At 72.0% G+C, this 24,680-nt stretch carries 21 protein-coding genes and 1 pseudogene; 12 read left to right on the top strand and 10 right to left on the bottom strand.

All coding sequences use genetic code 11. The annotated features are described in order from the left end of the window. Positions 1 to 30: 30 nt before the first annotated feature. On the top strand, positions 31 to 921 hold the full coding sequence (locus ACH4VX_RS06690; protein ID WP_398366236.1) for a C40 family peptidase: 891 nt from the start codon (positions 31 to 33) through the stop codon (positions 919 to 921). A 355-nt stretch (positions 922 to 1,276) separates the two neighbouring features. On the opposite strand, the gene ACH4VX_RS06685 is transcribed toward ACH4VX_RS06690, so the two are convergent. Continuing rightward, a complete protein-coding gene (locus ACH4VX_RS06685; protein WP_398366235.1) occupies positions 1,277 to 2,422 on the bottom strand; it encodes an epoxide hydrolase family protein in 1,146 nt (381 codons plus the stop codon). Positions 2,423 to 2,485: 63 nt separating this feature from the next. Between ACH4VX_RS06685 and ACH4VX_RS06680 the strand changes: the two genes are divergently transcribed. The 3 genes from ACH4VX_RS06680 (at position 2,486) to ACH4VX_RS06670 (ending at position 4,672) form a co-directional block, all read left to right on the top strand. Beyond that, the gene (locus ACH4VX_RS06680; RefSeq protein WP_398366234.1) at positions 2,486 to 3,454 is read left to right on the top strand and encodes a helix-turn-helix transcriptional regulator; all 969 of its coding nucleotides are present in this window, start codon (positions 2,486 to 2,488) and stop codon (positions 3,452 to 3,454) included. Between the two features lie 346 nt (positions 3,455 to 3,800). Continuing rightward, on the top strand, positions 3,801 to 3,941 hold the full coding sequence (locus tag ACH4VX_RS06675) for a hypothetical protein (RefSeq protein WP_398366233.1): 141 nt from the start codon (positions 3,801 to 3,803) through the stop codon (positions 3,939 to 3,941). 290 nt (positions 3,942 to 4,231) lie between these two features. Then, complete coding sequence (locus ACH4VX_RS06670; RefSeq protein ID WP_398366232.1) at positions 4,232 to 4,672, top strand: hypothetical protein; 441 nt, start codon at positions 4,232 to 4,234, stop codon at positions 4,670 to 4,672. A 250-nt stretch (positions 4,673 to 4,922) separates the two neighbouring features. Here ACH4VX_RS06670 and ACH4VX_RS06665 read toward each other — a convergent pair whose 3' ends face one another. The 3 genes from ACH4VX_RS06665 to ACH4VX_RS06655 form a co-directional block, all read right to left on the bottom strand. Continuing rightward, complete coding sequence (locus tag ACH4VX_RS06665) at positions 4,923 to 5,837, bottom strand: YceI family protein (RefSeq protein ID WP_398366231.1); 915 nt, start codon at positions 5,835 to 5,837, stop codon at positions 4,923 to 4,925. Between the two features lie 563 nt (positions 5,838 to 6,400). Then, positions 6,401 to 7,000: an HD domain-containing protein gene (locus ACH4VX_RS06660; RefSeq protein WP_398366230.1), complete on the bottom strand. Its 600-nt coding sequence runs from the start codon at positions 6,998 to 7,000 to the stop codon at positions 6,401 to 6,403. A 28-nt stretch (positions 7,001 to 7,028) separates the two neighbouring features. After that, positions 7,029 to 9,884 carry an ABC transporter substrate-binding protein gene (locus ACH4VX_RS06655; protein ID WP_398366229.1) on the bottom strand — a complete coding sequence of 952 codons (2,856 nt, stop codon included), beginning with the start codon at positions 9,882 to 9,884 and terminating at the stop codon, positions 7,029 to 7,031. Between the two features lie 312 nt (positions 9,885 to 10,196). Here ACH4VX_RS06655 and ACH4VX_RS06650 point away from each other — a divergent pair, with 312 nt between their 5' ends. Further along, positions 10,197 to 10,739, top strand: a complete 543-nt coding sequence (locus ACH4VX_RS06650; protein ID WP_398366228.1) for a hypothetical protein — start codon at positions 10,197 to 10,199, stop codon at positions 10,737 to 10,739. Between the two features lie 253 nt (positions 10,740 to 10,992). On the opposite strand, the gene ACH4VX_RS06645 is transcribed toward ACH4VX_RS06650, so the two are convergent. Next, the gene (locus ACH4VX_RS06645; protein WP_398366227.1) at positions 10,993 to 11,757 is read right to left on the bottom strand and encodes a CDP-alcohol phosphatidyltransferase family protein; all 765 of its coding nucleotides are present in this window, start codon (positions 11,755 to 11,757) and stop codon (positions 10,993 to 10,995) included. A gap of 107 nt (positions 11,758 to 11,864) precedes the next feature. On the opposite strand from ACH4VX_RS06645, the gene ACH4VX_RS06640 reads away from it, so the two are divergent. From ACH4VX_RS06640 to ACH4VX_RS06620, 5 genes are all read left to right on the top strand, one after another. Next, on the top strand, positions 11,865 to 12,842 hold the full coding sequence (locus ACH4VX_RS06640) for a zinc-binding alcohol dehydrogenase (protein ID WP_398366226.1): 978 nt from the start codon (positions 11,865 to 11,867) through the stop codon (positions 12,840 to 12,842). Positions 12,843 to 12,974: 132 nt separating this feature from the next. Further along, positions 12,975 to 13,373 (top strand): 6-pyruvoyl trahydropterin synthase family protein, encoded by a 399-nt coding sequence (locus ACH4VX_RS06635; RefSeq protein ID WP_398366225.1) that lies wholly within the window; start codon positions 12,975 to 12,977, stop codon positions 13,371 to 13,373. 11 nt (positions 13,374 to 13,384) lie between these two features. Next, a complete protein-coding gene (locus ACH4VX_RS06630) occupies positions 13,385 to 14,587 on the top strand; it encodes a glycosyltransferase family 4 protein (protein ID WP_398366315.1) in 1,203 nt (400 codons plus the stop codon). Then, entirely contained in the window at positions 14,584 to 15,612 is a 1,029-nt protein-coding gene (locus tag ACH4VX_RS06625; RefSeq protein ID WP_398366224.1) for a class I SAM-dependent methyltransferase, read from the top strand. The genes ACH4VX_RS06630 and ACH4VX_RS06625 overlap by 4 nt, the downstream gene beginning before the upstream one ends. Continuing rightward, entirely contained in the window at positions 15,609 to 16,805 is a 1,197-nt protein-coding gene (locus ACH4VX_RS06620) for a lysylphosphatidylglycerol synthase transmembrane domain-containing protein (RefSeq protein WP_398366223.1), read from the top strand. Before ACH4VX_RS06625 ends, ACH4VX_RS06620 begins: the two co-directional genes overlap by 4 nt. Here the strand turns inward: ACH4VX_RS06620 and ACH4VX_RS06615 are convergent. Beyond that, positions 16,691 to 17,437 (bottom strand): annotated as a pseudogene (locus ACH4VX_RS06615) (creatininase family protein); the annotation flags it as partial. The gene ACH4VX_RS06620 and the pseudogene ACH4VX_RS06615 overlap by 115 nt on opposite strands. A 41-nt stretch (positions 17,438 to 17,478) precedes the next feature. Here ACH4VX_RS06615 and ribA point away from each other — a divergent pair. Further along, positions 17,479 to 18,138, top strand: coding sequence for a GTP cyclohydrolase II (gene ribA, locus ACH4VX_RS06610; RefSeq protein WP_398366222.1), 660 nt, complete (start codon positions 17,479 to 17,481; stop codon positions 18,136 to 18,138). Positions 18,139 to 18,144: 6 nt separating this feature from the next. Here the strand turns inward: ribA and ACH4VX_RS06605 are convergent, their stop codons facing one another. Beyond that, complete coding sequence (locus ACH4VX_RS06605) at positions 18,145 to 19,374, bottom strand: serine hydrolase domain-containing protein (protein ID WP_398366221.1); 1,230 nt, start codon at positions 19,372 to 19,374, stop codon at positions 18,145 to 18,147. Positions 19,375 to 19,422: 48 nt separating this feature from the next. Between ACH4VX_RS06605 and ACH4VX_RS06600 the strand changes: the two genes are divergently transcribed. Next, a complete protein-coding gene (locus ACH4VX_RS06600) occupies positions 19,423 to 19,869 on the top strand; it encodes a PPOX class F420-dependent oxidoreductase (protein WP_398366220.1) in 447 nt (148 codons plus the stop codon). Between the two features lie 31 nt (positions 19,870 to 19,900). Here the strand turns inward: ACH4VX_RS06600 and ACH4VX_RS06595 are convergent, their stop codons facing one another. From ACH4VX_RS06595 to ACH4VX_RS06585, 3 genes are all read right to left on the bottom strand, one after another. Beyond that, on the bottom strand, positions 19,901 to 22,294 hold the full coding sequence (locus ACH4VX_RS06595) for an ATP-binding cassette domain-containing protein (RefSeq protein ID WP_398366219.1): 2,394 nt from the start codon (positions 22,292 to 22,294) through the stop codon (positions 19,901 to 19,903). 136 nt (positions 22,295 to 22,430) lie between these two features. After that, on the bottom strand, positions 22,431 to 23,789 hold the full coding sequence (locus tag ACH4VX_RS06590) for an MFS transporter (protein WP_398366218.1): 1,359 nt from the start codon (positions 23,787 to 23,789) through the stop codon (positions 22,431 to 22,433). Positions 23,790 to 23,969: 180 nt separating this feature from the next. Next, positions 23,970 to 24,635, bottom strand: coding sequence for a TetR family transcriptional regulator (locus tag ACH4VX_RS06585; RefSeq protein WP_398366217.1), 666 nt, complete (start codon positions 24,633 to 24,635; stop codon positions 23,970 to 23,972). Positions 24,636 to 24,680 lie beyond the last annotated feature (45 nt).

The following is a 24,680-nucleotide window of genomic DNA, read 5'->3' as shown; positions in this document are numbered from 1 at the left end:
TCACCACCCACAGGAAACGGGGGTCCTGGCATGCACCGCCGGACCGGTCTCATCCGCACACTGATCGCGTTACTCGCCTTCCTCTTCTGGGCGCCGGTGTCCGCCGCCGCCGCGAACACCCAGGCGCCCGCGCAGCGTACGGCCGCCGACGCGTGCGGCGTCCTCGCACCCGGAGCCTCCGCGGCGGCCGAACGCGCGATCGCCGCCGCCTGCGCCGAGGTCGCGGCCGGCACCTGGTACACATGGGGCGGCGGGCACGGCGCCCGTCCGGGTCCCACGTACGGCCAGGTCGACCCGACCGACCCGGACAGCGAACACGACCCCGAGCGCTTCGGCTTCGACTGCTCGGGCCTGGTCCGCCACGCGTACGCCGAGGCGGCGGGCTCCGACATCCTCAACGGTGTCGCCAGCCGGCAGTACTACACGCACCGCGCCGCCGCCCGCTTCACCGCCGCCCAGGGCCTGGCCCCGCTGGCCCCGGGCGACCTGCTCGCCTGGGGCACCTCGCAGGACCTGCACCACATCGCCATCTACCTGGGCGCGGGCAAGATGGTCGAGGCCAAGGAGTCCGGCACCAGGCTCATGGTCAGTGACGTGCGCCTGAACGGCGACTACTTCGGCGCCGTCCGCGTCAACACCGGGACCGTCACCGGTCACATCCACCAGACCTGGGGTACCGACGTGTGGACCAAGGCCGAGCCTTCCCTCGCCGCCGCCCGCGTCTACGCCTTCCCGTACTCCACCACCATCCGCGTCCAGTGCCAGAAGCACGCGGAGGAGGTCACCTCCGACGGCTACACCAACGACGTGTGGTCGTACCTGCCGGACTACAAGGCGTGGGTGACCAACATCTACATCAAGGGAGCGGCGTGGCTCGACGGCGTGCCCGACTGCGGGACGACGGTGCCGGCGACACCGTGACGGGCCGGCGCCGAGGACGACGGACTCGGCGCCGGGGTCCGCTCCGGAACGGAGTGTGTCCGGAACACGGACGGCACGAGTGCGGCCTCTGCCTCGCGGGAGGCGGCGGTCGCACTCGTACCGGGGGCGACGTGCGCGCCCGTACGGGACGACCGCCGTGGGGAGGTGCGTGCCCGGGCGCCGGGGCCGCGTCACCGCCCGGCCGGGCCGGTGTGACCGCTGTGCGGTGAAGCCCGGGGGACCCGAGACCGCCGCCGGCCGGAGGGAACCCGGAGCGGTTCGGCCCGGGCGGTCCCGCACCGGCGATTCGAGGCCGTGGACTGCCCGGGCGCTCCCGGGGCGCCGGCCGTGGGTGTCAGGCGCCGAGCGTGCGGAAGAAGGCGCGGACGTCGGTGACGAACGCCTCCGGCTGCTCCAGTGCGAGGAAGTTGCCGCCGCGCTCCAGCTCGGTCCAGTGGGTGATGTGGTGGTCCCGCTCGGCGAAGCGGCGGATGGCGATGTCGGTGTGCAGGGCGACGGCCACACCGGTCGGGACGGTGCCGCGCGCCTTCGGGCCCCAGGCGTCGGCGTCGTGGCCTGCCTCGTAGTAGAGGTTCGCCGAGGAGCCGGCCGTGCCGCTGAACCAGTAGACGCTGACGTTGGTCAGCAGGCGGTCGCGGCCCACGGCGTCCTCGGGAAGCTCGGCGGCGGGGTCGGTCCATTCCTTGAACTTCTCCACGATCCAGGCGAGTTGGCCGACCGGCGAGTCGTGCAGGCCGTAGGCGAGGGTCTGCGGCCGGGTGGACTGGATGGCGTTGAAGCCCATCTTGTCCTGCTGGAAGTCCTCCAGCCGCGCCAGCCGTTCCTTCTCGGGCCCGGTCAGCCCCTCGACCTCGGCGGGATCCCCGGAGGGGAAGGTGATCAGGCCGTTGACGTGGATGCCGACGACCCGGTCGGGTGCCCGGCGCCCCATCTCGGCGGCGATCCAGGCGCCACCGCCCGTTCCCTGGACGCCGTAGGAGCTGTAGCCGAGCCGGTCCATCAGCTCGACGAACGCGCCCGCGATGCGGCCGGTGTTCCAGCCGGCCTCGCCGAGCGGACCGGAGAAGCCGGTGCCGGGCGTGGAGGTCACGATGACGTGGAAGTCCTGCGTGAGCGGGCGGATGACCTCGACGAACTGCACGAACGAACAGGGCCAGTCGTGCAGCAGGAGCAGCGGGACGGCCGCCGGGTTCTGCGAACGGACGTGCAGGAAGTGGATGTTCTGTCCGTCGATCTCAGTGGTGAACTGGGGGAACTCGTTGAGCTCCGCCTCCGCCCTGCGCCAGTCGAAACCATCGGCCCAGTACGCGGTCAGGGCCTTGAGGTAGTCCGTGGGCACACCCCGGCTCCAGCCGGCGCCGGGGATCTCGCCGCCCCAGCGGGTACGCGCCAGCCGGTCGCGCAGGTCGTCGAGCTCGTCCTGCGCGACGTCGATGCGGTACGGGTGGATCCGGGCGTCGGTGTTGCTGCTGTTCCCCATGGGTAAGACGGTATTCTGCATATAGGCACACCACGTTCCTAATGACACTCCAAGCTGGGCCTCATGCTTGATACTTCCGCCCGTTTGCTGCGTCTGCTCTCCCTGTTGCAGACTCCGCGGGTCTGGCCGGGATCCGAACTGGCCGAGCGCCTGGGGGTGAGCGGCCGTACCGTTCGCAACGACATCGACCGGCTGCGCGAGCTCGGCTATCCCGTGGACGCCACGCGCGGAGCCGTCGGCGGCTACCGGCTGGGCGCCGGGGCGGCGATGCCCCCGCTGCTGCTGGACGACGAGGAGGTCGTCGCAGTGACGGTCGCGCTGCGCACCGCTGCGCAGGGCGCCGTCCCCGGCACCGAGGAGACCTCGCTGCGGGCGCTGGCCAAGCTGGAGCAGGTGCTGCCCTCACGGCTGCGCCGACGGGTGCGGACACTCCAGGCGTACACCGTGGCCGTACCCTCCGACCGTCCGGTCCCGACCGTCTCCGCGGACGTGCTGACCACCCTGGTCTCCGCCTGCCGCGACCGGGAACGGCTGCGCTTCGACTACCTGGACCACGTGGGATCGGCCACCCGTCGTGTGGTGGAGCCGTATCGTGCGGTGAACTGGGGACGTCGCTGGTACCTGGTGGCGTGGGACGTCGAGCGCGAGAACTGGCGGATCTTCAGGGCCGACCGGATCCAGCCTCGCACTCCGACCGGACCGCGCTTCGCCCCGCGCGAACCGCCCGGCGGCGACATCGCGGCGTACGTCTCCCGAAGGGTGTCGAGCACGGCCTGGCGCTACCACGCACGGGTGACCGTCCACGCCCCGGCGACGGCGGTGATCGAGCGGATCAACCCCGCGGTCGGCACGGTCGAGGCGATCGACGCCGACAGCTGCGTCCTGACCACCGGCGCGGACACGGTGCAGGTCCTGGCCGTCCACCTGGGCATGCTCGACTTCGACTTCGACGTCACCGAGCCCGCGGAACTGGTCACCCACCTCCGTCGGCTCGCCGACCGCTACGCCCGCTCCACGCCGCCCACCCGCTGAGGCGAGAGGACCCGCCGTGGCCGCAGGAAGCGGGGGCAGCCGGATCCGCCACTACCGGGCCGGATTTTCCGAGCCCGACGTTCCACGTCAGTGAGCTCGGTGTTCCTTGACCGGCTCAGCGCGTTCGGCGATCCCACCGGTGCTGAGGGCGCGGCTGAGGCGTTTGCCGGGGTGTCGAAGACCTTCACGCGCGGCCGCGTGCCGTCCGCCCCGGCGGCCGGCCGGACGTGGAAGTTCCGGCAGGGGACGCGTACGTGTGCGGCGTGGGTGCCTGCACCGGCGGGCACGGGGACGGCCGGCGCGTGAGCACCGGCCCCGGCGGCCCGCCCCTCCCTCCGGAGTGCACGTGGCGAGCGTCACCGTGGACGGCCCGGTCGCCCCCGGTACCGACTTCGACCCCGACGACATCGCCAAGCACTACTGGCAGCTGCACACCCAGTCGCGCCATCTGTGGGACCGCGAGATGCTGCACGCCGGCCGCACATGATCCGCCTTGCCCCCAACGGCCGTCGCCTCATCGCGGCCGCGCCGGGAGTCCGCGGGCGCGTCCTCGGCACCCTGAACTCCTCGGGACCGTGCACCGAGAGGCCGGGCCGCTCCACCACACTGCTCGGCGGGTGCGGCGGCCTCGTCGGCCGGATCGGCTTGGGAAGGGACTTCCCCGTCATATGGTCACAGTAGGCCAACGGACGTGACGGTTCGGGGCCTCTACCGCGTTCGGGGCCTCCACGGGCCGCAGTGGAGGACACCGGCACGAGGACTCGTAGCCTTCTGATCATGGCCGACATCTACGAACTCCAGCTCACGCTCGACCTGCCGGGCTCGCTCCCGCCGCAGGACCTCGCCCTGCTCCGCTGGCACCTGGGGGAGGAGGGCGGCCGGCCGGACGACGGTTACGCGTACCCCCTCTGGGGGGACCGGGGACCGGCGCTGCGGATCGGGGGCGCGTTGGTCGGGGAACTGTGCTCCGACGGACCGCAGTGGGCGCTGACCGTGCGGCAGGAGGCGCATCCCGACGAGTTCGACGATCTGCGCAGGATGGTGCTGTGGCTCGGCGCGCGCACGACGACCGTGGGCACCGTCGGGTACCTCCGCTTCTACGAGTCCCATGTCCCCGATGTGCTGGTCGCGGAGGCGGGAGCCGTCCGCAGCGCGGTCCTGCGGGTGGAGAAGGTCCTGGAGTCGGCGGCCGAGGTGATCCCCGACCCCTACGCGTGAACCGCGGCCGCTCCGGAGCCTCCCTCCCGTCCGCGCCGTCGAGGCGCCGGTCGCCCCCGGCCCCGCCACGGTGAGAACGTCGTTCCCGCCGCAGCCGGCGACGGGCAGCGGTCGCGGGCGAACGGACGTGCCCCCGCCCGGCGTCGGCACGGGAGTCGCACGGGCACTGTCGGCAGGCGAGGCTCTCACCTCTTGAGCCGAGCGCCCTCACCGGTGGGACCACTGCCCGGGATGGTGGGGGGCCGCCCGCCTACTCCGGGGGCGTGGGCGTCTCGGCGGTGCGGTACATCGCCTGGACGTCCAGCTCCAGTTGCACGGTCGGGCCGACGACCGCGATGCCGCGGGCCAGCATCGAGCGCCAGTTGAGGGTGAAGTCCTCGCGGTGCAGCTCCGCCTTCGCCAGTGCCGCGCCGCGCAGCTCCTGTTCGTAACCGCCGTTCACCGTGCCGAGGTACGTCGTGTCCAGGCCCACGGAGCGGCTGGTGCCGTGCATGGTGAGCGTGCCGTTCAGCGTCCACCGGGAGCCGCCCCGGTAGGCGAACCGGGTGCTGGTGAAGTCGATGTACGGGTAGCGCTCGACGTCGAGGAAGTCGGCGGAACGCAGGTGGTTGTCACGGGTCCTGTTGCCCGTGGTGATGCTGGCGGCGTCGATGCGCACCGAGACCTGGGAGTCGCCCATGTCCGGCGCGACGCGGATGCCGCCGGTGAAGCGGGTGAAGCGGCCGTGGACGTGGGCCATGCCCACGTGCTTGGCGATGAAGCGGATCGCGGTGTGCGGCGGGTCGAACAACCAGGTGCCGGGCGGCGGCAGTTCCAGCTGGCGCGCGGGCAGCAGCGCGACGCGCGCCGGGGGGAGAGCGGCACCGACGGCTATGTCGACGTTGTTGCGGGCCGGGGTGAGGCCCTCCGCCGCGACCATCACGCTGTAGGAGCCGGGCGGGAGCGCCGCCATGAACAGACCGTACGGATCGGTGGTGCCGCGGGCGGCGACCCGGTGGCTGTCCAGGGCGGTCACCGTGACCTCGGCGCCGCCCAGGGGCTGCCCCATGGGATCGACGACCTCGCAGCCGTACGCGCCGGCGCCGGCCGGCAGGGGCAGCGAGAGGTCCGGTGCGGCGCCGGGAGCGCTGCGGGAACGTCGGCGCCGGAGCAGTCCGAGGGCCATGCGGTTCACCTTTCTTCCTGCGTGTCACCACCGCGAGACCCGCACCGACGGACGTGTTCGCGGTCGCCGAGAACCGTCGGGGAGGAGTTGCAGGCGCGATGAAGTCAAGTATTAAACGATCATAGGGCAGGTGATGCGGGGTGGTTCACCGCCGAGGTCGGCGTGCGACAAGGCTCGCCCGCGTGCCGGATTGCCGTGAACAGCCGCCATCCCGGTCGTTCCGCGGGGCGTACCGCGCCTTCCGGACTGCGATTCTTTGCGCCGGTGCTGTGGCGAACGCCACCTGGACCCGCGAAGGATTCACACGCGGCTCGCGGTCTCGTCACGCGCTCCCCACATCGCGCGGGCCGCGCCGCCGCGCCGGTCGGCCCCGTCCGTCCGCGCAGAAGGAGAAAACCCGTACGCTGCGTGGGCGTACGGGCGATGACGATGGCGATGCCGGCGGGTGGTGCGGGGTGGCTGACCGTCGAGGCCGACGGGCGGCGTCCTGTCGGTGAGGTCGACGGGCCCCGTGAAGGCGCAGGTGTCCGTCCGATAGCGGTGTGGCCGGCGCCCGGCAACGCTCACGGGCGGACGGACGCACCGCCACCCGGCACCGGCCGGTCGAGGTCCGGGTCGCCGAACTCCGCTCGCAGGGCCTGGAAGGCGGTGACCTTCTCCTCGCCGAAGCGGCGGACGTGGGCGGCGTACTCGTCGGGGGTGAGGAACACCGACGGGCGGGACTTGGAGTGGAACTTGTCCGCGTACATCACCAGCCGTTCCTCCGCCGTCTCCGCCAGGTAGTCGGCGGGTGGGACGGGGAGGCCCTGGCTCCGGACGTCGTGCCGGGTGAGGCCCACCCCGGTGTGGTGGGAGCAGAAGCGGCACAGGGGCCCCGGCAGGCCCTCTCCGGCGAGGAGTTCATGGCCGAGCAGCCCGTGCCGGACGTAGTTTTTGTGGTCCAGGCGGCCGTCGTCGCCGTAGAGGCGGTAGACGCCGATGTCGTGGAGGAGGCAGCCGGCGCGGACCAGTTCGGCGTCGACGTCGAGGCGCGAGGCCGAGATGAGCTGCTCGGCGATGCTCCAGACGGTCTCGCAGTGCGCGTGGACGAGGGTGAACGCCTCGGCGGTGGGCGCGTGCTTCTCGTGCAGCGCGCGGATCTCTTCGGGGCCCGGAATCCTCATCCGGGGAGCGTAACAACCGCCGGCCCGCTCACTCGATGGAGCACTCCTTCACACTGAGCGGCGCAGTGCTGCCGGCCGGTCTGCTGCACAGGACCTCCGCCCGCGAGACACCCTCCGGGGTTCTCCGGACCCGGTTGAGGACGATGCTGTGGCCGTGGCGTTCCTCGTACAGGGGCGCGTGGGTGAAGTCGATCGTCCCGGTGGCCATCCCGTCGAGCTTGACGTTCCTGAGGTTGACCCAGGTCGCCGCGCGGCTCTGGCGTACGTCACCGAGGCTCGCGGCCCAGTACAGGGCGCGTGTGGCGTCGTGGGAGAGGGCCGTCTGCCCGCTCGCGAAGTCGGCGGCGTCGTACGTGGCCCTTCCGTCCTCCAGCCAGGGGAGGTAGTTGGCGGCGTCCTCGTAGAAGGCGGTCCCGGACGCGGCCTCCTTCAGCTCGGCCAGGGCCGCGTGGTAGAGCGTGATCCGCGGGGCCACGCCGTCGCGGCCGCCCGTGCCGGAGAACCTGGCCTTGCTCAGGTCGTCACCGGTGAGGATCGAGATCTGCCGGTTCGCGCAGCCCGGTTCGGTGCTCAGCTGCGTCATCAGCGGTCCGATGTCCTCGACCCGTCCGGCGAAGTAGATCACCGAAGGGACGTTCTCCCCACGGCAGATGCTCTCCGCGTGCAGCCGCAGTTCGGGCTTGCCGTTCGCCACCCGGTAACGCTGCGCGGGCAGTGGCTTGAAGCCCTCTCGTTTCAGCATCTCGCCGCCGTACAGGGCTTGTTCGCTGGTGTAACGATCCTGTGACTCCTTGGTGTCGCGGGCCAGCACCAGAGCGTGCGGGGCACTGTCCCCGGCGCGCAGCTGCCGGGCGATGAGACCGAGTGCCTCGGCCTGGTGCTCGTCGGGGGCCGCGAGACTGAACCAGTTGGAGAACTCCTTCGGCAGATAGGTCGCCGAGTTGGTGCCGGAGACGATGGGCAGCCCCACCGAGTGGAGCCGGCGTGTGACGTCGGGGCTGCTCTGCAGGTCGCGGCCGAAGCCGACCACGCCGACGACGGTCGGGTCGCGGTCGGCGTACTCGGCGATCGCGTCGGCCGTGACGCGCTGGTGCCCCATGTCCGCACCGCCGTTGGCGAGCAGCACCCGCAGTTTCACCGTGTAGTTCTCATTGACCACGCGCTGGGCGAGGTACACGCCGGTCAGTTCCTCGGCGCCCTTGACCAGGGACGGGTCCACCGAGGAGGAGCTCAGCGGTCCCGCGTACACCACCGTGACGTAGTTGTCCGGGTGGTCGCGCAGGACGTCGGTGTTCTCGGCGCGCACCAGCCTCTCCAGTTCCTGGAGCCTCTTGCCCTCCCCGGTGGTTCCGCCGCTCAGGTGCGCGCCGAACCGGACGTCTCCGGTGGCTATGCCGACGCACTCCGTGCCGCCGCCGGGCGCGGGGCGCCGCTCGGTGTCGCGGTCGGCGGTCAGCAGGCCCGCCGAGCAGTACGTCCGGTGCAGTTCGCGTGCGTGGACGACACCCGCGGTGACGATCAGCGCGACGACGAGGAGCAGGCTGTGCGCCGACCACACCACGCGGGCCAGGGGCGGCCGGTGCCCGGCCCTGACGCACCGCCAGTCCGTCTGCCGCAGCTGCACCAGCTCGTCGTGGGGCAGCGGGATCCTGAGCACCCAGGGCAGGGCGTTCGTCCTGCTCGGTGACTGATCGGCCCGGAGATTCCCGGCCCATTCGTCGTACCAGTGCCGCAACCGCTGCGGGAGACGCGAGGGCGGGGACGGGGGCTGCTGCGGCCGGTTGAGCGGAGGATTCGCGTCCGTGCCCCGGTCGAGCAGTGCCGCGTCGTCCGCCGCCACGCCCGCCACGATCAGCAGCGGATCGAGTTCGCTGCGCCGGCTGCGGACGTCGCTGACCGCCCGGATCAGCTCTATGCCACCGTTCTCCCGGCCCACCCGGCGCAGGAACAGCACCGGCGGGCGCGTCCGCTTGAATCCGCGCAGGTCCCAGCTGCCGCGCCGGTGGTTGTCCCGCAGGTCCTCGAAGAGCGCCAGCACGTACAGCTGGAGCGGGAACGGGCCGCCCTCGCGCACGGCCTCGGCCACGTCGTAGGCGCGGGCCGCTATGGCCCGCCAGGAGCGGACGGGCCGCAGCAGCCGCACGCTGGTCGACTGACGGCGGGCGGCGGACTGGAGGAACGTCGTGGTCAGGAACCACCGGCTCTCCCTGCGCAGCCACAGGAAGAGCGGAGCGCGCCCGGGGACGTGGTTCAGTCCGGCGAGGAGGACCATCAGTCCGATGCCCGCCAGGACGGCGATGTACCACTCGGGGCGGGTGAGCAGCGCGGTGAAGGCACCCAGGACGCCCATGGGGAGGAACTGCTGCACGTCGGTGAGCAGCGTCTGCCGGTGCCGGCGCGAGGGTCTGCGGGGGCGCCAGCGCTGCCGGGCCAGGATGCGCAGCAGATGTGTCTGGGCCCGCTCCCGCTGGGCGTTGCCGTCCGGAGTGCCGCCGGGGGCGGTCGGCCAGTGCTCGCGCATCTCCGGATCGTCGGTGGCCTCCTGGAGGGCGCGCACCAGGCTGAGGCGGGGGAAGGAGTAGGGCCGGTAGGCGGCGGACCGGTCGCCCCACTTCCTGGGGTCGCCGAGGTCGCACAGGAGTCGCGCGGCCCGGGCGGTGGGATCGAGATCCCCCGGCTGCGGCTCGGTCGGGGCGACGGCCAGGCGCGTGCCGTGACACTGCTGACCCTCGCTCAGCTCGTCGACGAGTTCGGTGACCCGGCCGTCGTCGGCGGAGTCCTCGGCGTGCAGCACGATCACCGGCATCGGGGGATCACTGGTCCGGAAGTCCTGGATCAGGGACTCCAGCTGCTGCTGGACGTCGATGCCCGCCTCGGTCGACATACCCGGGTGACCGCCCGGACAGTCCTGAGGAAAGTTCTGGTCATGGCCGTGCATGGACACCCCCCGTGGTCGTAAGACACATGTGTCACAAGCGCTTTGCGAGGATAACGCGCACCCCTGACAACCGCCCCCGGTGCAACGGCGGTCCGCCGGGGGCGGTGATGCCGTGGCCGGTGGTGTCGTCGTCGGCGGGCAGCGTCACACGATCGGGTGGTGCTGTGCGATGCGGGCACGGGCGGGACGGGCGGTCCGTTCGATCCGGTGACGGGGACATCTCCCGTCCTCACACGACGCGGACGACCGGAGCACATCATGAGCCTGCATCTCCACCGCAACCCCGACGGCACGACGACCGGGCGGAACGAGGCGACCGGCTTCACCGTGACACACGCCGAAGAGGAGGAGGTGAAGCGGCAGTTGTACGAGGACGCGGGATGGGCGTACACACCGCCACCGCCCCCTGTTCCGCCGGGGTTCCACCGGTTCGCCCTGGCGCACGACGAGTTCGAGCACACCGGGTTCGGGGACGAGCGGTACGCGGGGCTGAGGGCGCGTCCGCCGGAGGGGTGTGTGCCGGTCGACCGGGGCAGTTTCGCCCTGGAGTGCGAGCGGCCGGGGAAGACACTCCTGGACGCGGTCGCCGGCACCGTCGCGGAGGTCCGCCGCGAGCACGGGCTGGTGATGAACAGCCTGGGTGTCGAGAAGCCCCAGGAATGGTTCGACGCCGGCCACAAGAACGGATACGCGGCGGAGACCGTGGCACACCTGGTGCTGATGGCGACCGACCGGGCCCGCCGGCTCGGCTACGGGCGCAAGGACCTGGTCCGGCTCCTCGACGCGGCGGGTATCGAGTAGCGAGCAGGCGGCGGGGTGAGGGGACGGGGCCCGAGGTCACGCAGTGGGGTGTTGGAGATCCGGCCCGGCGACTCGGCTACCGGCACCCTGCTGGACGCGGGGCCGCCGCCCGCGGTGCGGGGCAGCAGCCGTCGGCCTGTCCGGGCCACATGGTCGGCACGGAGGGCGGACCGGACCGCACTGCCATGGTCGCGCGGCACCCAGTCGTGAAGCGCCCGCCCATGGACGGCGGGTCCGCACCTCCGGCCGGCCGTCAGCTCGCCACCAGTTCCCGCCGCACCTCGGGCGCGGCGGGAGCCGTCTCCACCCGCGACGTCCGCCACAGCCACACCACGTCCCGGCCGAACGACCACACCAGCAGCCCCAGTGCCAGCACCACCACACCGACGTTGACCATGTGGGGCAGCAGTGCCGCGCCCGCCGTCAGCAGCAGCACGCCCTGGAGCGCGGCCACCGTCTTGCGGGCCGTGCTCGGCGGGAGCGGGGCGGTCAGCCAGGGCCGGACACGTGCGGCGGCCACGAAGACGTACCGCATCCCGCCGATCAACAGCACCCACGGGCCCATCGCCATCGACACGTACACGCTCAGCACGAGGATGAGGAACGCGTCCACCTCCATGTCGAAGCGGGCGCCCAGCGGCGTCGACGTACCGGTCCTGCGGGCCACCTTGCCGTCCACGCCGTCCAGGATCAGGGCCACGGCGGTCAGGCCCACGAACAGGGAGACGGGCGGTGAGTCCTGGAAGGAGTCGGCGACCAGAGCGGTGACCCCGCCGACGAGGGTGGCGCGACCGAGCGTGACCCGGTTGGCCGCGCCGAAGGAGCGCAGCCGGGACCGGTGCAGGGCCCGGGAGAGCACCGCCCAGGTGGCGATCGCGAACGCGAGGCCGGTCAGCCAGCCCGCCGGGCCCATGCCGATCGCCGTACCGATCAGGACCAGCAACAGGACCTGTACGCCCGCCCCCACGGCGGTCTCCTGCTGTACGAGCCTCGCGTCGTAACTGTTGTTCAGGGCCACCGAACACCCTCCGGCCGTGTGACAGAGTCGATCAACGCCGCTACCTTGTGCGCGGCCTGTGCACACTCGGTACGCGCGCGGCTTCCCGATCGTTCAGGAGGACTTCGATGAACCGCACCGCACGTGCGTTCTGGCTCGACTCGCCCGGCCGGGGGGTGATCCGTGAGGTCGCCCTGCCCGCGCCCGGCGCGGACGAGGTGCTGGTGCGCTCGCTCTGCTCCGGGATCAGCCGGGGCACGGAGACGCTCGTCTTCCGCGGCGGGGTGCCGCAGAGTCAGCACACCGCCATGCGGGCGCCGTTCCAGGAGGGCGACTTCCCCGCCCCCGTGAAGTACGGCTACCTCAACGTGGGCGTGGTGGAGGAGGGACCGCAGGCGCTCGTCGGACGGACCGTGTTCTGCCTCTACCCGCACCAGACGCGGTACGTCGTCCCGGCGGGCGCCGTCACGCCCGTGCCCGACGGTGTGCCCGCCGGGCGGGCCGTGCTCGCCGGCACCGTGGAGACCGCCGTCAACGCGTTGTGGGACGCCGCGCCGCTGGTCGGCGACCGGATCGCCGTCGTCGGCGGCGGGATGGTCGGCTGCTCGGTGGCCGCGCTGCTGGCACGGTTCCCCGGCGTACGGGTGCAGCTCGTCGACGCCGACCCGGCGCGCGCGAGGACCGCGGCGGCGCTCGGCGTCGGCTTCGCACTGCCCGGGGAAGCCCTCGGCGAGTGCGACCTGGTCGTGCACGCCAGCGCCACCGAGCAGGGACTCGGCAGGGCGCTCGAACTGCTCCGCGCCGAGGGCACCGTCGTCGAACTGAGCTGGTACGGCGACCGGAAGGTGAGCCTCCCGCTGGGCGAGGCCTTCCACTCCCGGCGACTGGCCATCCGCGGCAGCCAGGTCGGCACCGTCTCCCCGGCCCGCGCGAACCGCAGCTACGCCGACCGGCTCGCCCTCGCCCTCGACCTGCTCGCCGACCCCGCCCTCGACGCCCTCGTCACCGGCGAGTCCGCCTTCGAGGACCTGCCCGACGTCATGCCCCGCCTCGCCTCCGGGGAGATCCCGGCCCTGTGCCACCGCGTGCGCTACGACACCCCGTAGCGGCACCGGCACGCCTGACCTGAGAAAAGACGTAGCGGACGCTGAACAGGGGAAGACAGTCAGCCGTACTACACGGCATCCCCGTCGGAGATCGGCCGGGGAGCAGACGCGCCGCACCTGGAGGGTCGTCCGTTGTTCAGCATCACCGTCCGCGATCACATCATGATCGCCCACAGCTTCCACGGCGAGGTCTTCGGACCGGCCCAGCGCCTGCACGGGGCCACGTTCCTCGTGGACGCCACCTTCCGGCGCGAACAGCTGGACGAGGACAACATCGTCGTCGACATCGGCCTGGCCACGCAGGAACTCGGGGCCGTCGTCGGCGAGCTGAACTACCGCAATCTCGACAACGAACCCGACTTCGCGGGGGTCAACACCTCCACGGAGTACCTGGCCAAGATCATCGCCGACCGGCTCGCCGAACGCATCCACAAGGGCGCGCTGGGCGAGGGCGCCAAGGGCATCGCGGGCATCGCCGTCACCCTGCACGAGTCGCACATCGCCTGGGCGAGTTACGAGCGTGCGCTGTGACCGACACGACCATGGACGTGCCCGGCACGGCCGTCGACCGGGCCGGGACCGCCCGCCTGGACTACGTTCCGGTGCAGGCGACCTTTCCGAGGAACGGCGGGATCATCCCCATGTCTCTGCGCTCCGTGCACTTCGTGATGCCGGGCGGTGTCGACGACCCGGCCGCGCCCAGCGGCGGCAACGCCTACGACCGGCGCGTGTGCCTGGACCTGCCCGGCTTCGGCTGGCAGGTGCACCGGCACGCGGTGGCCGGTGACTGGCCCCGGCCGGACGCCGCCGCCCGCGCGGAACTCGCCCGCACCCTGCGCGAACTGCCGGACGGCGCCGTCGTCCTGCTCGACGGGCTGGTCGCCTGCGGGGTGCCCGGGATCATCGTCCCCCAGGCGGAGGAGGGGCGGCTGCGCATGGCCGTCCTCGTCCACCTGCCGCTCGGCGACGAGACCGGGCTCGACGCGGCCGCCGCCGCCGAACTGGACGCCCGCGAGCGCGCGGTCCTGCGGGCGGTACCCGCGGTGGTCGCCACCAGCGACTGGGCCGTACGGCGTCTCGTCTCCCACCACGGCCTGGCCCCCGACCGTGTCCATGTCGCCGCGCCCGGCGCCGACATCGCGCCCCTCGCGCCCGGTACCGACGGTGTCTCGCGGCTGGTGTGCGTGGCCGCCGTGACCCCGCGCAAGGGGCAGCACCGGCTCGTGGAGGCCTTGGCCACCGTGGCCGACCTGCCGTGGAGCTGCGCGCTCGTCGGCGGGCTCGGCCACGACCCCGAGTACGTCGCCCACCTGCACGGACTCATCCGCGAACACGGCCTCGAGGACCGGCTGGAGCTGACCGGCCCGCAATCCGGAGCCGCCCTCGACGCCAGCTATGCCGCCGCCGACCTCATGGTGCTCACCTCGTACGCCGAGACCTACGGCATGGCGGTCACCGAGGCGCTGGCGCGCGGCATCCCGGTGCTGGCGACCGACGTCGGCGGACTGCCCGAAGCGGTCGGCCGCGCACCCGACGGAGGAGTGCCCGGCATCCTCGTCCCGCCGGAGAACCCCGCCGCCATCGCCGCCGAACTGCGCGGCTGGTTCGGCGAGGCGGACGTGAGGCGCCGGCTCAAGGCCGCCGCCCGCAGCCGGCGGGCCGCACTCGGCGGCTGGGCGAGCACCGCACAGAGCCTGGCGGCGGTCCTGCGCCGGCTTCCCACCGAACCCCGGAGGGCCGCATGACCGAACCGGCGACCACCACACAGCACGGCGGGACGATCCCGGCCCGGCCCGGCCCCCGGGGCGTCGGACCCCGAGGGGGCGACATGGAACCCGGCACCGCCTCCGCCGGACCGTCCGTCATCCCCGGTGCCGGCCCCGCGTCCCGCCCCGGGGAGCGGGCGACCCTGAGGCTGCGGGACACCGGCGACGACGAACCGGCCCGCTACGCCCCCGAGTGGCTCCAGCTGCGCGAACCGGCCGACGCCGCCGCCCGCTCGTACGACCTGCTCGACCCGCTGCGCATCCGGCTCGCCAATCTGCCGCGCCGGGCCGACGGTTTCGTCATCCACGACATCGGCTGCGGCACCGGCTCGATGGGCCGCTGGCTCGCGCCCCGTCTCGACGGCGCGCAGCACTGGGTCCTGCACGACCGGGACCCCTACCTCCTGCACTTCGCCGCCGTCGCCTCCCCGCGCTCCGCCGCCGACGGCAGCCATGTCACCGTCGAGACCCGGCGCGGTGACGTCGCCCGGATCACCCCGGACGTGCTGAGCGGGGCCTCCCTGGTGACGGCGTCCGCGCTGCTCGACGTCCTCACCCGCGAGGAGATCAGTGCCCTCGCCGCCGCCTGTACGGGAGCCGGCTGTCCGGCCCTGCTGACGCTGTCGGTGGCCGGGCGGGTGGAGCTGACCGAGCCGCATCCGCTGGACCAGGAGATCACCGAGGCGTTCAACGCCCACCAGCGGCGGGGCGGTCTGCTCGGGCCGGACGCGGTCACGGCGGCGGCCGAGGCATTCGCCGAGCACGGCGCGACCGTACGGCTGAACCCGAGCCCCTGGCGGCTCGGCCCCGGGCAGGCCGCGCTGACCGAGCAGTGGCTGCGCGGCTGGGTCGGCGCGGCGGTGGAGGAGCGGCCGGAACTGGCGTCGCGCGCCGACGGTTACCTGGCCGAGCGGCTGAAGGCCTGCGCGGCGGGGGAGTTGCGGGTCGTCGTCCACCACAGTGATCTGCTCGCGTTGTGCCGGCCGGGGGACGGGGCCGCATGAGTGCGCGGCTGCGCGGCACTCCTGCCCGGCTCAACACCCCTGCCGTACGCACCCGTCTCTACACGCTCGGCGGAGCCGTGATCCTCGCGGTCCTGCTGTGGCGCATCGACACCGGGGTCCTGGTGGAGGGGCTGCGCCGCATCGACGGGCCGACGCTGCTCGCGGGCCTCGGGATCGGGCTGGTGACCACGGTGTTCAGCGCGTGGCGCTGGGCGCTGGTCGCCCGGGGGATCGGGATCCGGCTGCCGCTGGGGGCGGCCGTCGCCGACTACTACCGTGCCCTGTTCCTCAACGCGGCCCTGCCCGGGGGTGTGTGGGGTGACGTCCACCGGGCCGTGCGGCACGGGCAGAGCGCCGGGGACATGGGGCGCGGGGTGCGGGCGGTGGTGCTGGAGCGGACCGCCGGGCAGCTCGCGCTGTTCGCCGCGGGGGCGGTGGTGCTGGTGAGCATGCCGTCGCCGGTGCTCGACGAAGTGCGGCAGGCCGCGCCGGTGGTCGGGCTCGGTGTGGTGGGGGCTTGTGCGGTGGTGCTGGCGGTGCGGATGAACCGGGCGCCGGGGCGGCGGGGGGACGGGCGAGGGGTGCTGGCCGAGGCGCGTGAGGGGTTGTTGTCGCGGCGCAACGCGCCCGGTGTCCTCGTCTCCTCCGTCGTCGTACTGGCCGGGTACGTCGCCATGTTCGTTCTTGCCGCTCATGTCGCCGGAGCGGGTGCGTCCGTGGCGGAGCTGCTGCCGCTCGCCGTGCTGGCGCTGCTGGCCATGGGACTGCCGCTGAACGTGGGCGGGTGGGGGCCCCGGGAGGGGGTCACCGCTTGGGCGTTCGGGGCGGCCGGGCTGGGGGCGGGGCGGGGGCTGACCGTCGCGGTCGTCTACGGGGTGCTCAGTCTCGTGGCCAGTCTGCCCGGCGTGGTGGTGCTGGTCGGTCGGTGGTACGCGGGGGTGCGGGGCGGGGGCCGTGGTGCTGTCGCCCCCGCCGCCCGTCCCGTCCCCGGGGGCGTCGCCCCCGAACCCCCGGCCGGCCTTCGGCCCCGTCCTCAGACTCCCCCCGAGGGGATGGAAGTGCCGGACGGACTGGGAGGCGTCGTCAGCAGCGAGAAGTACGCGGCGAACGAATCCGCCAGGCTTGCCAGGATTTCCTTGCCTTTTTCTGCCGCGCCCAGAGAAGGGCGGCCGATGACGCCGGAATCGGTGTAGGCGGACATGCCGGTGGTGAGGAGATGGCGACGGTCGTCCGCGACATGATCGGAGGTCTCATAACCGGGGCGGAGCAATTCGGGATGGGTGTGGAGAAGAATGGAGGTCTCGATTTCGCCCGCGTGCATGTCGGTGAGGAGGGATGTGGCGACGCCGGCCCGTACACGCGCCGTCTCCCAGTCCTCCGGGGCCGGGAACAGCGCCATGTGCTCGCCGCGGGCGGAGGATTCCTGAACGACGTTGCCCAGGACGTAGTTCCCGCCGTGCCCGTTGACCAGCACCAGGGTGTCCACGCCCGACCTGCGGAGCGAGTCGGCTATGTCCCGTATCACCGCGTGGAGCGTGACGGAGGAGAGGGAGACGGTCCCCGGCCAGGCCGCGTGCTCGTGGGAGCAGGAGATCGTCACCGGAGGGAGGAGGTGCACCGGGTGGGCGTCGGCGATCTCCCGCGCGATCGCACAGGCGACCAGCGTGTCGGTCGCCAACGGCAGGAACGGACCGTGCTGCTCGAAACTCCCGACCGGAAGTACCGCGATCTGCCGTGAGACGCCGGCTCCCCGCTTGCGTACATCCTCTGTAGTATCCGCCGGCAACGGACCGTATGCCGCCGACCGCTTTTGTGAACCACTCATATCGTCACGGCCTTTCGTCTCTGCTTAGGAACTCGGGAATCATGACAGAAAAAGTAGGCGTACTCGGCAAGAAGTCCTCTCGGCGGACCGGCGTGGAACGCGTCGTGAATGCGCCGCTGCCCACCGTGTACGGCAAGTTCCAGGCGGTCGGCTACCAGGACCACGACCGCGGTGACGAGCAAGTCGCCCTGGTGTACGGCGACATCGGTACGGACGGTGTCCTCACCCGGCTGCACTCGGAGTGCCTGACCGGGGACGCCTTCGGGTCCCAGCACTGCGAGTGCGGCGACCAGCTGGCGTCGGCGCTGCGCGCGGTCGTCGCCGAAGGGGCGGGCGTGGTCGTCTACTTGAGGGGGCACGAGGGCCGCGGCATCGGGCTCCTCGGCAAGCTGCGGGCGATGGCCCTGCAGGCGGAGGGCCTGGACACCGTCGAGGCGAACCTGGCACTCGGGTTCCCGGTGGACGCCCGCGACTACGGTGTCGCCGCCGGGATCCTCCAGGACCTGGGCGTACGCTCGGTGCGGCTGATGTCCAACAACCCGCGCAAGCGCGAGGCGTTGGTACGGCACGGCATCCAGGTCGCCGAGCAGGTGCCGCTGCTGATACCGCCGTGCGAGAACAACATCACCTATCTGCGCACCAAGCGGGAACGCCTCGACCACCACCTGCCCCATCTGGACGCGATGGCCCACCTGTCCTGACACCCCTCAACGCGTCACCGCCTCGTGCACCAGCCGTTTGAGGTCCCGGAAGACGGTGTGGGAGGACCTGGGCCGCACCTGCGTGTGGAACTGCACGGTCAGGTCGCGGCCCGGGTCGACCCAGAACGTGGTCGTGGCCACCCCGCTCCAGCCGTAGCTGCCGGGAGCGGACGGGGCCTGCGTACGGGACGGGTCGACGACGACGGAGACGCCGAGACCGAAGCCGACGCCCGCGTTGCCGGGTACGTCGTGTGCGGGGCGGCTGCCGAAGGCGCGCAGGTCGGCGCCGCCGGGGAGGTGGTTGCGGGTCATCAGGTCCACGGTCGCCGGGGAGAGCAGGCGCACGCCGTCGAGTTCGCCGCGGCGGCGCAGCAGCTCCATGAAGCGGTGGTAGTCGTGGGCGGAGGCCACCATGCCGCCGCTGCCGGACAGGAACCGGGGCCGGCCCCGCAGCGGCAGTCCCGCGATCGGCTCGATGCCGCCGTCGTCGGACTCCCCGTACATCTCCGCGAGCCGCTCCGCCTGCTCGTCGGTGACCTCGAACCCGGCGTCCGTCATGCCGAGCGGCCGGAAGACCCGCTCGGCGAGGAACACGTCGAGCGGCCGGCCCGACACCACCTCGACGATCCGCCCCAGTACGTTCGAGGCGACCGAGTAGTTCCACTGCGTGCCCGGATCGAACTGCAGCGGCAGACGCGCGTACACCTCGGTCGTCCCCGCGAGATCAGCGCCCGGCGCCACCGACGACTCCAGCCCGGCCGCCCGGTACAGCGCGTCGACGGGATGGGAGTGGTAGAAGGCGAACGTCAGACCGGCGGTGTGCGTCATCAGGTGCCGTACGAGGAGAGGCCCGGCGGGAGGACGCGTCCGCACCCCGTCACCCGACCCGCTCTCGTACACGCGCGGCTGCGCGAACGCCGGCAGATGGCGGCCGACCGGGTCGTCCAGCGACAGGCGACCCTCCTCCATCAGCATCAGCGCGGCGACGGCCGTCACCGGCTTGGTCATGGAGTAGATCCGCCACAAGGTGTCGCTCTCCACGGGCAGCCCCGCCGCGACGTCCCGGGCCCCGTACGCCGTGAGGTGCGCGACGCGCCCGCCCCGGGCGACGGCCACCAGGAAACCGGGCAGTTTCCCCTCGTCGACCCGGCGGGCGAAATGCCGGTCCAGGCGCTCCAGCGCCCCCGCGTCCAGCCCGGCCTCGGCGGGATCGGCCTCTTGCCGCAGCACTGCCATCGCTCTCCTCGGGGGAACGCCGGCCCGGTGCGGGCCGTTGAACGAGTCATGACCCAGGACGCCGAACAGAACGCACTGCTCGCCCTGCTCTCCGAGCGGCACGGCGGAGTGCTCGTCACCCTGAAACGTGACGGACGGCCCCAGCTGTCGAACGTCATGCACGCCTACTACCCCGACGAGCGGGTCATCCGCGTCTCGCTCACGGACGACCGGGCCAAGACCCGCAACCTGCGGCGCGACCCCCGCGCCTCCTACCACGTCACCAGCGACGACCGGTGGGCCTACACGGTCGCCGAGGGCACCGCCGACCTGTCACCCGTCGCCGGGAACCTGTACGACGGGACGGTGGAGGAACTGATCCGGCTGTACCGCGACGTCAACGGCGAGCACGCCGACTGGGACGACTACCGCGCCGCGATGGTCCGCGACCGGCGCCTGGTGCTGCGACTGCGCGTGGAACGGGCGTACGGCATCCCGCGTCGCGCCGGGGCGTAGAAGAAACACCCCGGCGCGTGCCGCGAGTGCCTCAGGCGCCGACGTACTGGGCGAGGTGCTCGCCCGTGAGGCCGGCGCGGGCGGCGACCAGGTCGGCGGGGGTGCCCTCGAAGACGACGCGGCCGCCGTCGTGACCGGCCCCGGGGCCGAGGTCGACGATCCAGTCGGCGTGCGCCATGACCGCCTGGTGGTGCTCGATGACGATGACCGACTTCCCGGAGTCCACGAGCCGGTCGAGCAGGCCGAGCAGCTGCTCCACGTCGGCGAGGTGCAGACCGGTGGTCGGCTCGTCGAGAACGTACACACCGCCCTTGCCGGCCATGTGGACGGCCAGCTTCAGCCGCTGCCGCTCACCGCCGGACAGCGTGGTGAGCGGCTGGCCGAGGGTGAGGTAGCCGAGGCCGACGTCCGCCATCCGCTCCACGATCCGGTGCGCGGCCGGGATCCGTGACTCGCCCTCGCGGAAGAACTCCTCGGCCTCGGTCACCGACATCGCGAGCACCTCGCTGATGTCCCGGCCGCCGAAGCGGTACTCGAGGACCGACGCGTCGAACCGCTTGCCCCCGCAGTCCTCGCAGGTCGTGGCCACGCTCTGCATGATCGCCAGGTCGGTGTAGATGACGCCGGCGCCGTTGCAGGTGGGGCAGGCGCCCTCGGAGTTGGCGCTGAACAGCGCCGGCTTGACGCCGTTGGCCTTGGCGAACGCCTTGCGGATCGGGTCGAGCAGCCCCGTGTACGTCGCCGGGTTGCTGCGGCGTGAGCCGCGGATCGGGGTCTGGTCCACCGAGACCACGCCCTCGGCGGCCGGTACGCAGCCGTGGACGAGGGAGCTCTTGCCGGAGCCGGCGACACCGGTGACGACGCAGAGCACGCCGAGCGGTATGTCGACGTCGACGTCCTGGAGGTTGTTGGCCCTCGCGCCGCGGATCTCCAGCGTGCCGGTGGCCTCACGGACCGTCTCCTTCAGCTTGGCCCGGTCGTCGAGGTGGCGGCCGGTGACGGTGTCGCTCGCCCGCAGCGCGTCGACGGTGCCCTCGAAGCAGACGGTGCCGCCCGCCGTGCCGGCGCCGGGGCCGAGGTCCACGACGTGGTCGGCGATGGCGATCGTCTCCGGCTTGTGCTCCACCACGAGCACCGTGTTGCCCTTGTCCCGCAGCCGCAGCAGCAGGTTGTTCATCCGCTGGATGTCGTGCGGGTGCAGGCCGATGGAGGGCTCGTCGAAGACGTAGGTGACGTCGGTGAGCGAGGAGCCGAGGTGGCGGATCATCTTGGTGCGCTGGGCCTCACCGCCGGACAGGGTGCCCGAGGCCCGGTCGAGCGAGAGGTAGCCGAGGCCGATCTCCACGAACGAGTCGAGGGTGTGCCGCAGCTTGGCCAGCAGCGGCGCCACCGACGGCTCCTCCAGCCCGCGGGCCCATTCGGCCAGGTCGCGGATCTCCATGGCGCAGGCGTCGGCGATGTTCAGCTTGCCGATCCTCGAGGAGCGGGCCAGTTCGCTGAGCCGGGTGCCGTCGCACTCGGGACACTCGGCGAAGGTGACCGCCCGGTCCACGAAGGCCCGGATGTGCGGCTGCATCGACTCGCGGTCCTTGGCGAGGAACGACTTCTGGATCTTCGGGATCAGTCCCTCGTAGGTGAGGTTGACCCCGTTGATCTTCACCTTGGTCGGCTCGCGGTGGAGGAAGTCGTACCGCTCCTTCTCGCTGTACTCGCGGATCGGCTTGTCCTTGTCGAAGAAGCCCGACTCGGCGATGACCCGCACGACCCAGCCGTCACCGGTGTACGTGGGGATGGTGAAGGGGTCCTCGGAGAGCGACTTGGAGTCGTCGAACAGCTGTGTGAGGTCGATGTCGGAGACGGCGCCCCGGCCCTCGCAGTGCGTGCACATGCCGCCGGTGCGGCTGAAGCTGACCTTCTCGGTCTTCGTCCTGTCGGTACCGCGGTCGACGGTGAAGCCGCCGCTCGCCGAGACCGAGGCGACGTTGAAGGAGTACGCGGCGGGCGGGCCGATGTGCGGCGTGCCGAGCCGACTGAAGAGGATGCGCAGCATCGCGTTGGCGTCGGTGGCGGTGCCGACGGTGGAGCGGGGGTCGGAGCCCATCCGCTGCTGGTCGACGGTGATGGCGGTGGTCAGGCCGTCGAGCACGTCGACCTCGGGGCGGGCCAGGTTCGGCATGAAGCCCTGCAGGAAGGCGCTGTACGTCTCGTTGATCAGCCGCTGCGACTCGGCGGCGATCGTGTCGAACACCAGGGAGCTCTTGCCCGAGCCGGAGACACCGGTGAACACCGTCAGCCGCCGCTTGGGGATCTCGATGCTGACGTTCTTGAGGTTGTTCTCGCGCGCCCCGTGCACGCGGATCAGATCGTGGCTGTCGGCGGCGTGCGGCTCGGCCGGCTGCTGCTCTGTCCTCGTGGCCATGCTCATCGTTCTCCATCCGTCGGGCGGGGACCGCGTGCGCGGTCCCCGCCGGCGTCCCCATCGCGGCAAGGCTAGGCTAGGCGGCCCGTGTTCACCTGCGCTTCTCGATTCCTGACCGGTCGGGGAACGCCTGCGGCACGGATCAGGCCGTCACCTTCTCCGGCCGCCTCGCGCCCTCCTCGACGGCACGTTCACCGAGCCGTTCGGTGGGGACGCGATGGGTCTCGCGGGCCGTGACCGCCGCGATGACCGGGGGCACGCACAGAGCGGCCGTGAAGAGGGCCACCGCCGTCCAGTCGTCGCCGTCGGGGCCGGCGATCCGCGCGGCGAACGTGACCGCGAACCCGGCCACCGCGAAGCCGATCTGCGTGCCGATCGCCACGCCGGAGAGACGGACCCTGGTCGGGAACATCTCGCCGTAGAAGGACGGCCACACACCGTTCGCGGCGCTGTAGACCACGCCGAACGCGACGATGCCGAGGAGCAGGGTGAGCGCGTAGTCGCCCGTGGAGATCGCCCACAGGTAGAGGAACATCGTCACCGCGCTGCCGACGGCCCCGATCAGGTAGACGGGGCGGCGGCCCACCCGGTCGGAGAGCGCGGCCCACAGCGGGATCGCGGCCAGCGCGACGACGTTCGCCAGCGCGCCCACCCACAGCATCGACGAGCGGGACATGCCTACCGTGTCACCGGTGGCGTACGCCAGCGCCCACACCGTGAAGATGGTGCTGACCGAGGCGATCAGCGCGCCCGCGACCACCCGCAGGACGTCCGCCCAGTGCTCGCGCAGCAGCACCACCAGCGGCAGCTTCACGACCCCCTCGGTGGCGGTCTGCTGTTCGAACGCCGGCGTCTCGTCCAGCCTGCGGCGGATCACCCACCCGACGACGGCGACCGCGACGCTCAGCCAGAACGGCACCCGCCAGCCCCAGGACAGCAGCTGGTCCTCGGGCAGCGCGGCGATCGGGATGAAGACCAGGGTGGCCAGCAGCTGGCCGCCCTGCGTGCCGCTGAGGGTGAAGCTGGTGAAGAAGCCCCGCCGGTCCGGCGGCGCGTGTTCCAGCGTCATCGAGTTCGCGCTGGCCTGCTCGCCGGCCGCCGAGATGCCCTGCAGCACCCGGCACAGCACCAGCAGGACGGGGGCGAGGGAGCCGACCTGGGCGCGGGTGGGCAGACAGCCGATGAGGAAGGTCGACAGGCCCATCAGCATCAGCGTGAAGACCATGATCTTCTTGCGGCCGAGCCGGTCCCCGATGTGCCCGAGGAAGAGCGCGCCGATCGGCCGGGCCGCGTACGCGACACCGAACGTGGCCAGCGACAGCAGGGTCGCGGTGGCCGGGTCGGAGTCGTCGAAGAAGACCTCCGGGAAGATCAGCGCGGCCGCGCTGCCGTAGATGAAGAAGTCGTAGTACTCCAGGGCGCTGCCGATCCAGGCGGCGGCCGCCGCCTTCCTCGGCTGTCCGGGCGGGGAGGCGTCGCGGGGCGGTGCGGGGACGGTCACGGCGTGCTCCTTCGGGGGGACTCCACGACGGTACGCGGAGGACGAGCGGAGGGGAGTTGCCGATGTGCTAATTAACCCACTGGGTAGTTAGTAGCGGCTGGGTAGGGATGCTGCGCTCGGCTGCTCGCACTGTCAAGGGGTCGCGCCGTCCGGACTCCGCCCCAGGTCCGGACTCCGGACTCAGTCCGCCGCGCGTTCCGCCGTCAGATAGGCGATCACCATGTCGCCCAGCATCGCCCGGTAGTGCTCGCGCCGGTCCGGGTCCACCAGGTCGCGGCCGAACAGCGCGCCGAAGGTGTGCCGGTTGGACACCCGGAAGAAGCAGAAGGAACTGATCATGGCGTGCAGGTCCACGGCGTCGACGTCGGCCGTGAACAGTCCCGACTCCTGCCCGGCCGCCAGGATCCGGCGGATCACGTCCAGCGCGGGCGAACCCATCCGGCCCAGTTCCTCGGAGGCCACGATGTGCTCCGCGCCGTGGATGTTCTCGATGCCGACCAGGCGGATGAAGTCCGGGTGTCGCTCATGGTGGTCGAACGTCAGTTCCGCCAGTCGCCGGATGGCCGCCACCGGGTCCAGATGGTCCACGTCCAGCTGCTGCTCGGCTTCCCGGATCACGCCGTACGCCCGCTCCAGCACGGCCGTGAACAGCCGCTCCTTGCCGCCGAAGTAGTAGTAGATCATCCGCTTGGTGGTGCGGGTGCGGGCGGCGATCTCGTCGACGCGGGCCCCGTCGTAGCCGGCCCGGGAGAACTCCCGCGTCGCCACGTCGAGGATCTCGGCCCTGGTGCGGGCGGCGTCACGGATGCGCTCGCCGGGTCGTGCCGGTTCTTCGACGCTGGTCATCGGGTTCCTTCGGGCCGAGGTGCGGTGCCGGTGATTCTAGAAGCA

It is taken from the genome of Streptomyces sp. NPDC020731 (genome assembly GCF_044334705.1).
In the GTDB taxonomy this organism is placed as follows: Bacteria; Actinomycetota; Actinomycetes; order Streptomycetales; family Streptomycetaceae; genus Streptomyces.
The sequence above is the reverse complement of the archived record's forward strand: the minus strand, read 5'-3'. Positions and strand labels throughout refer to the sequence as shown.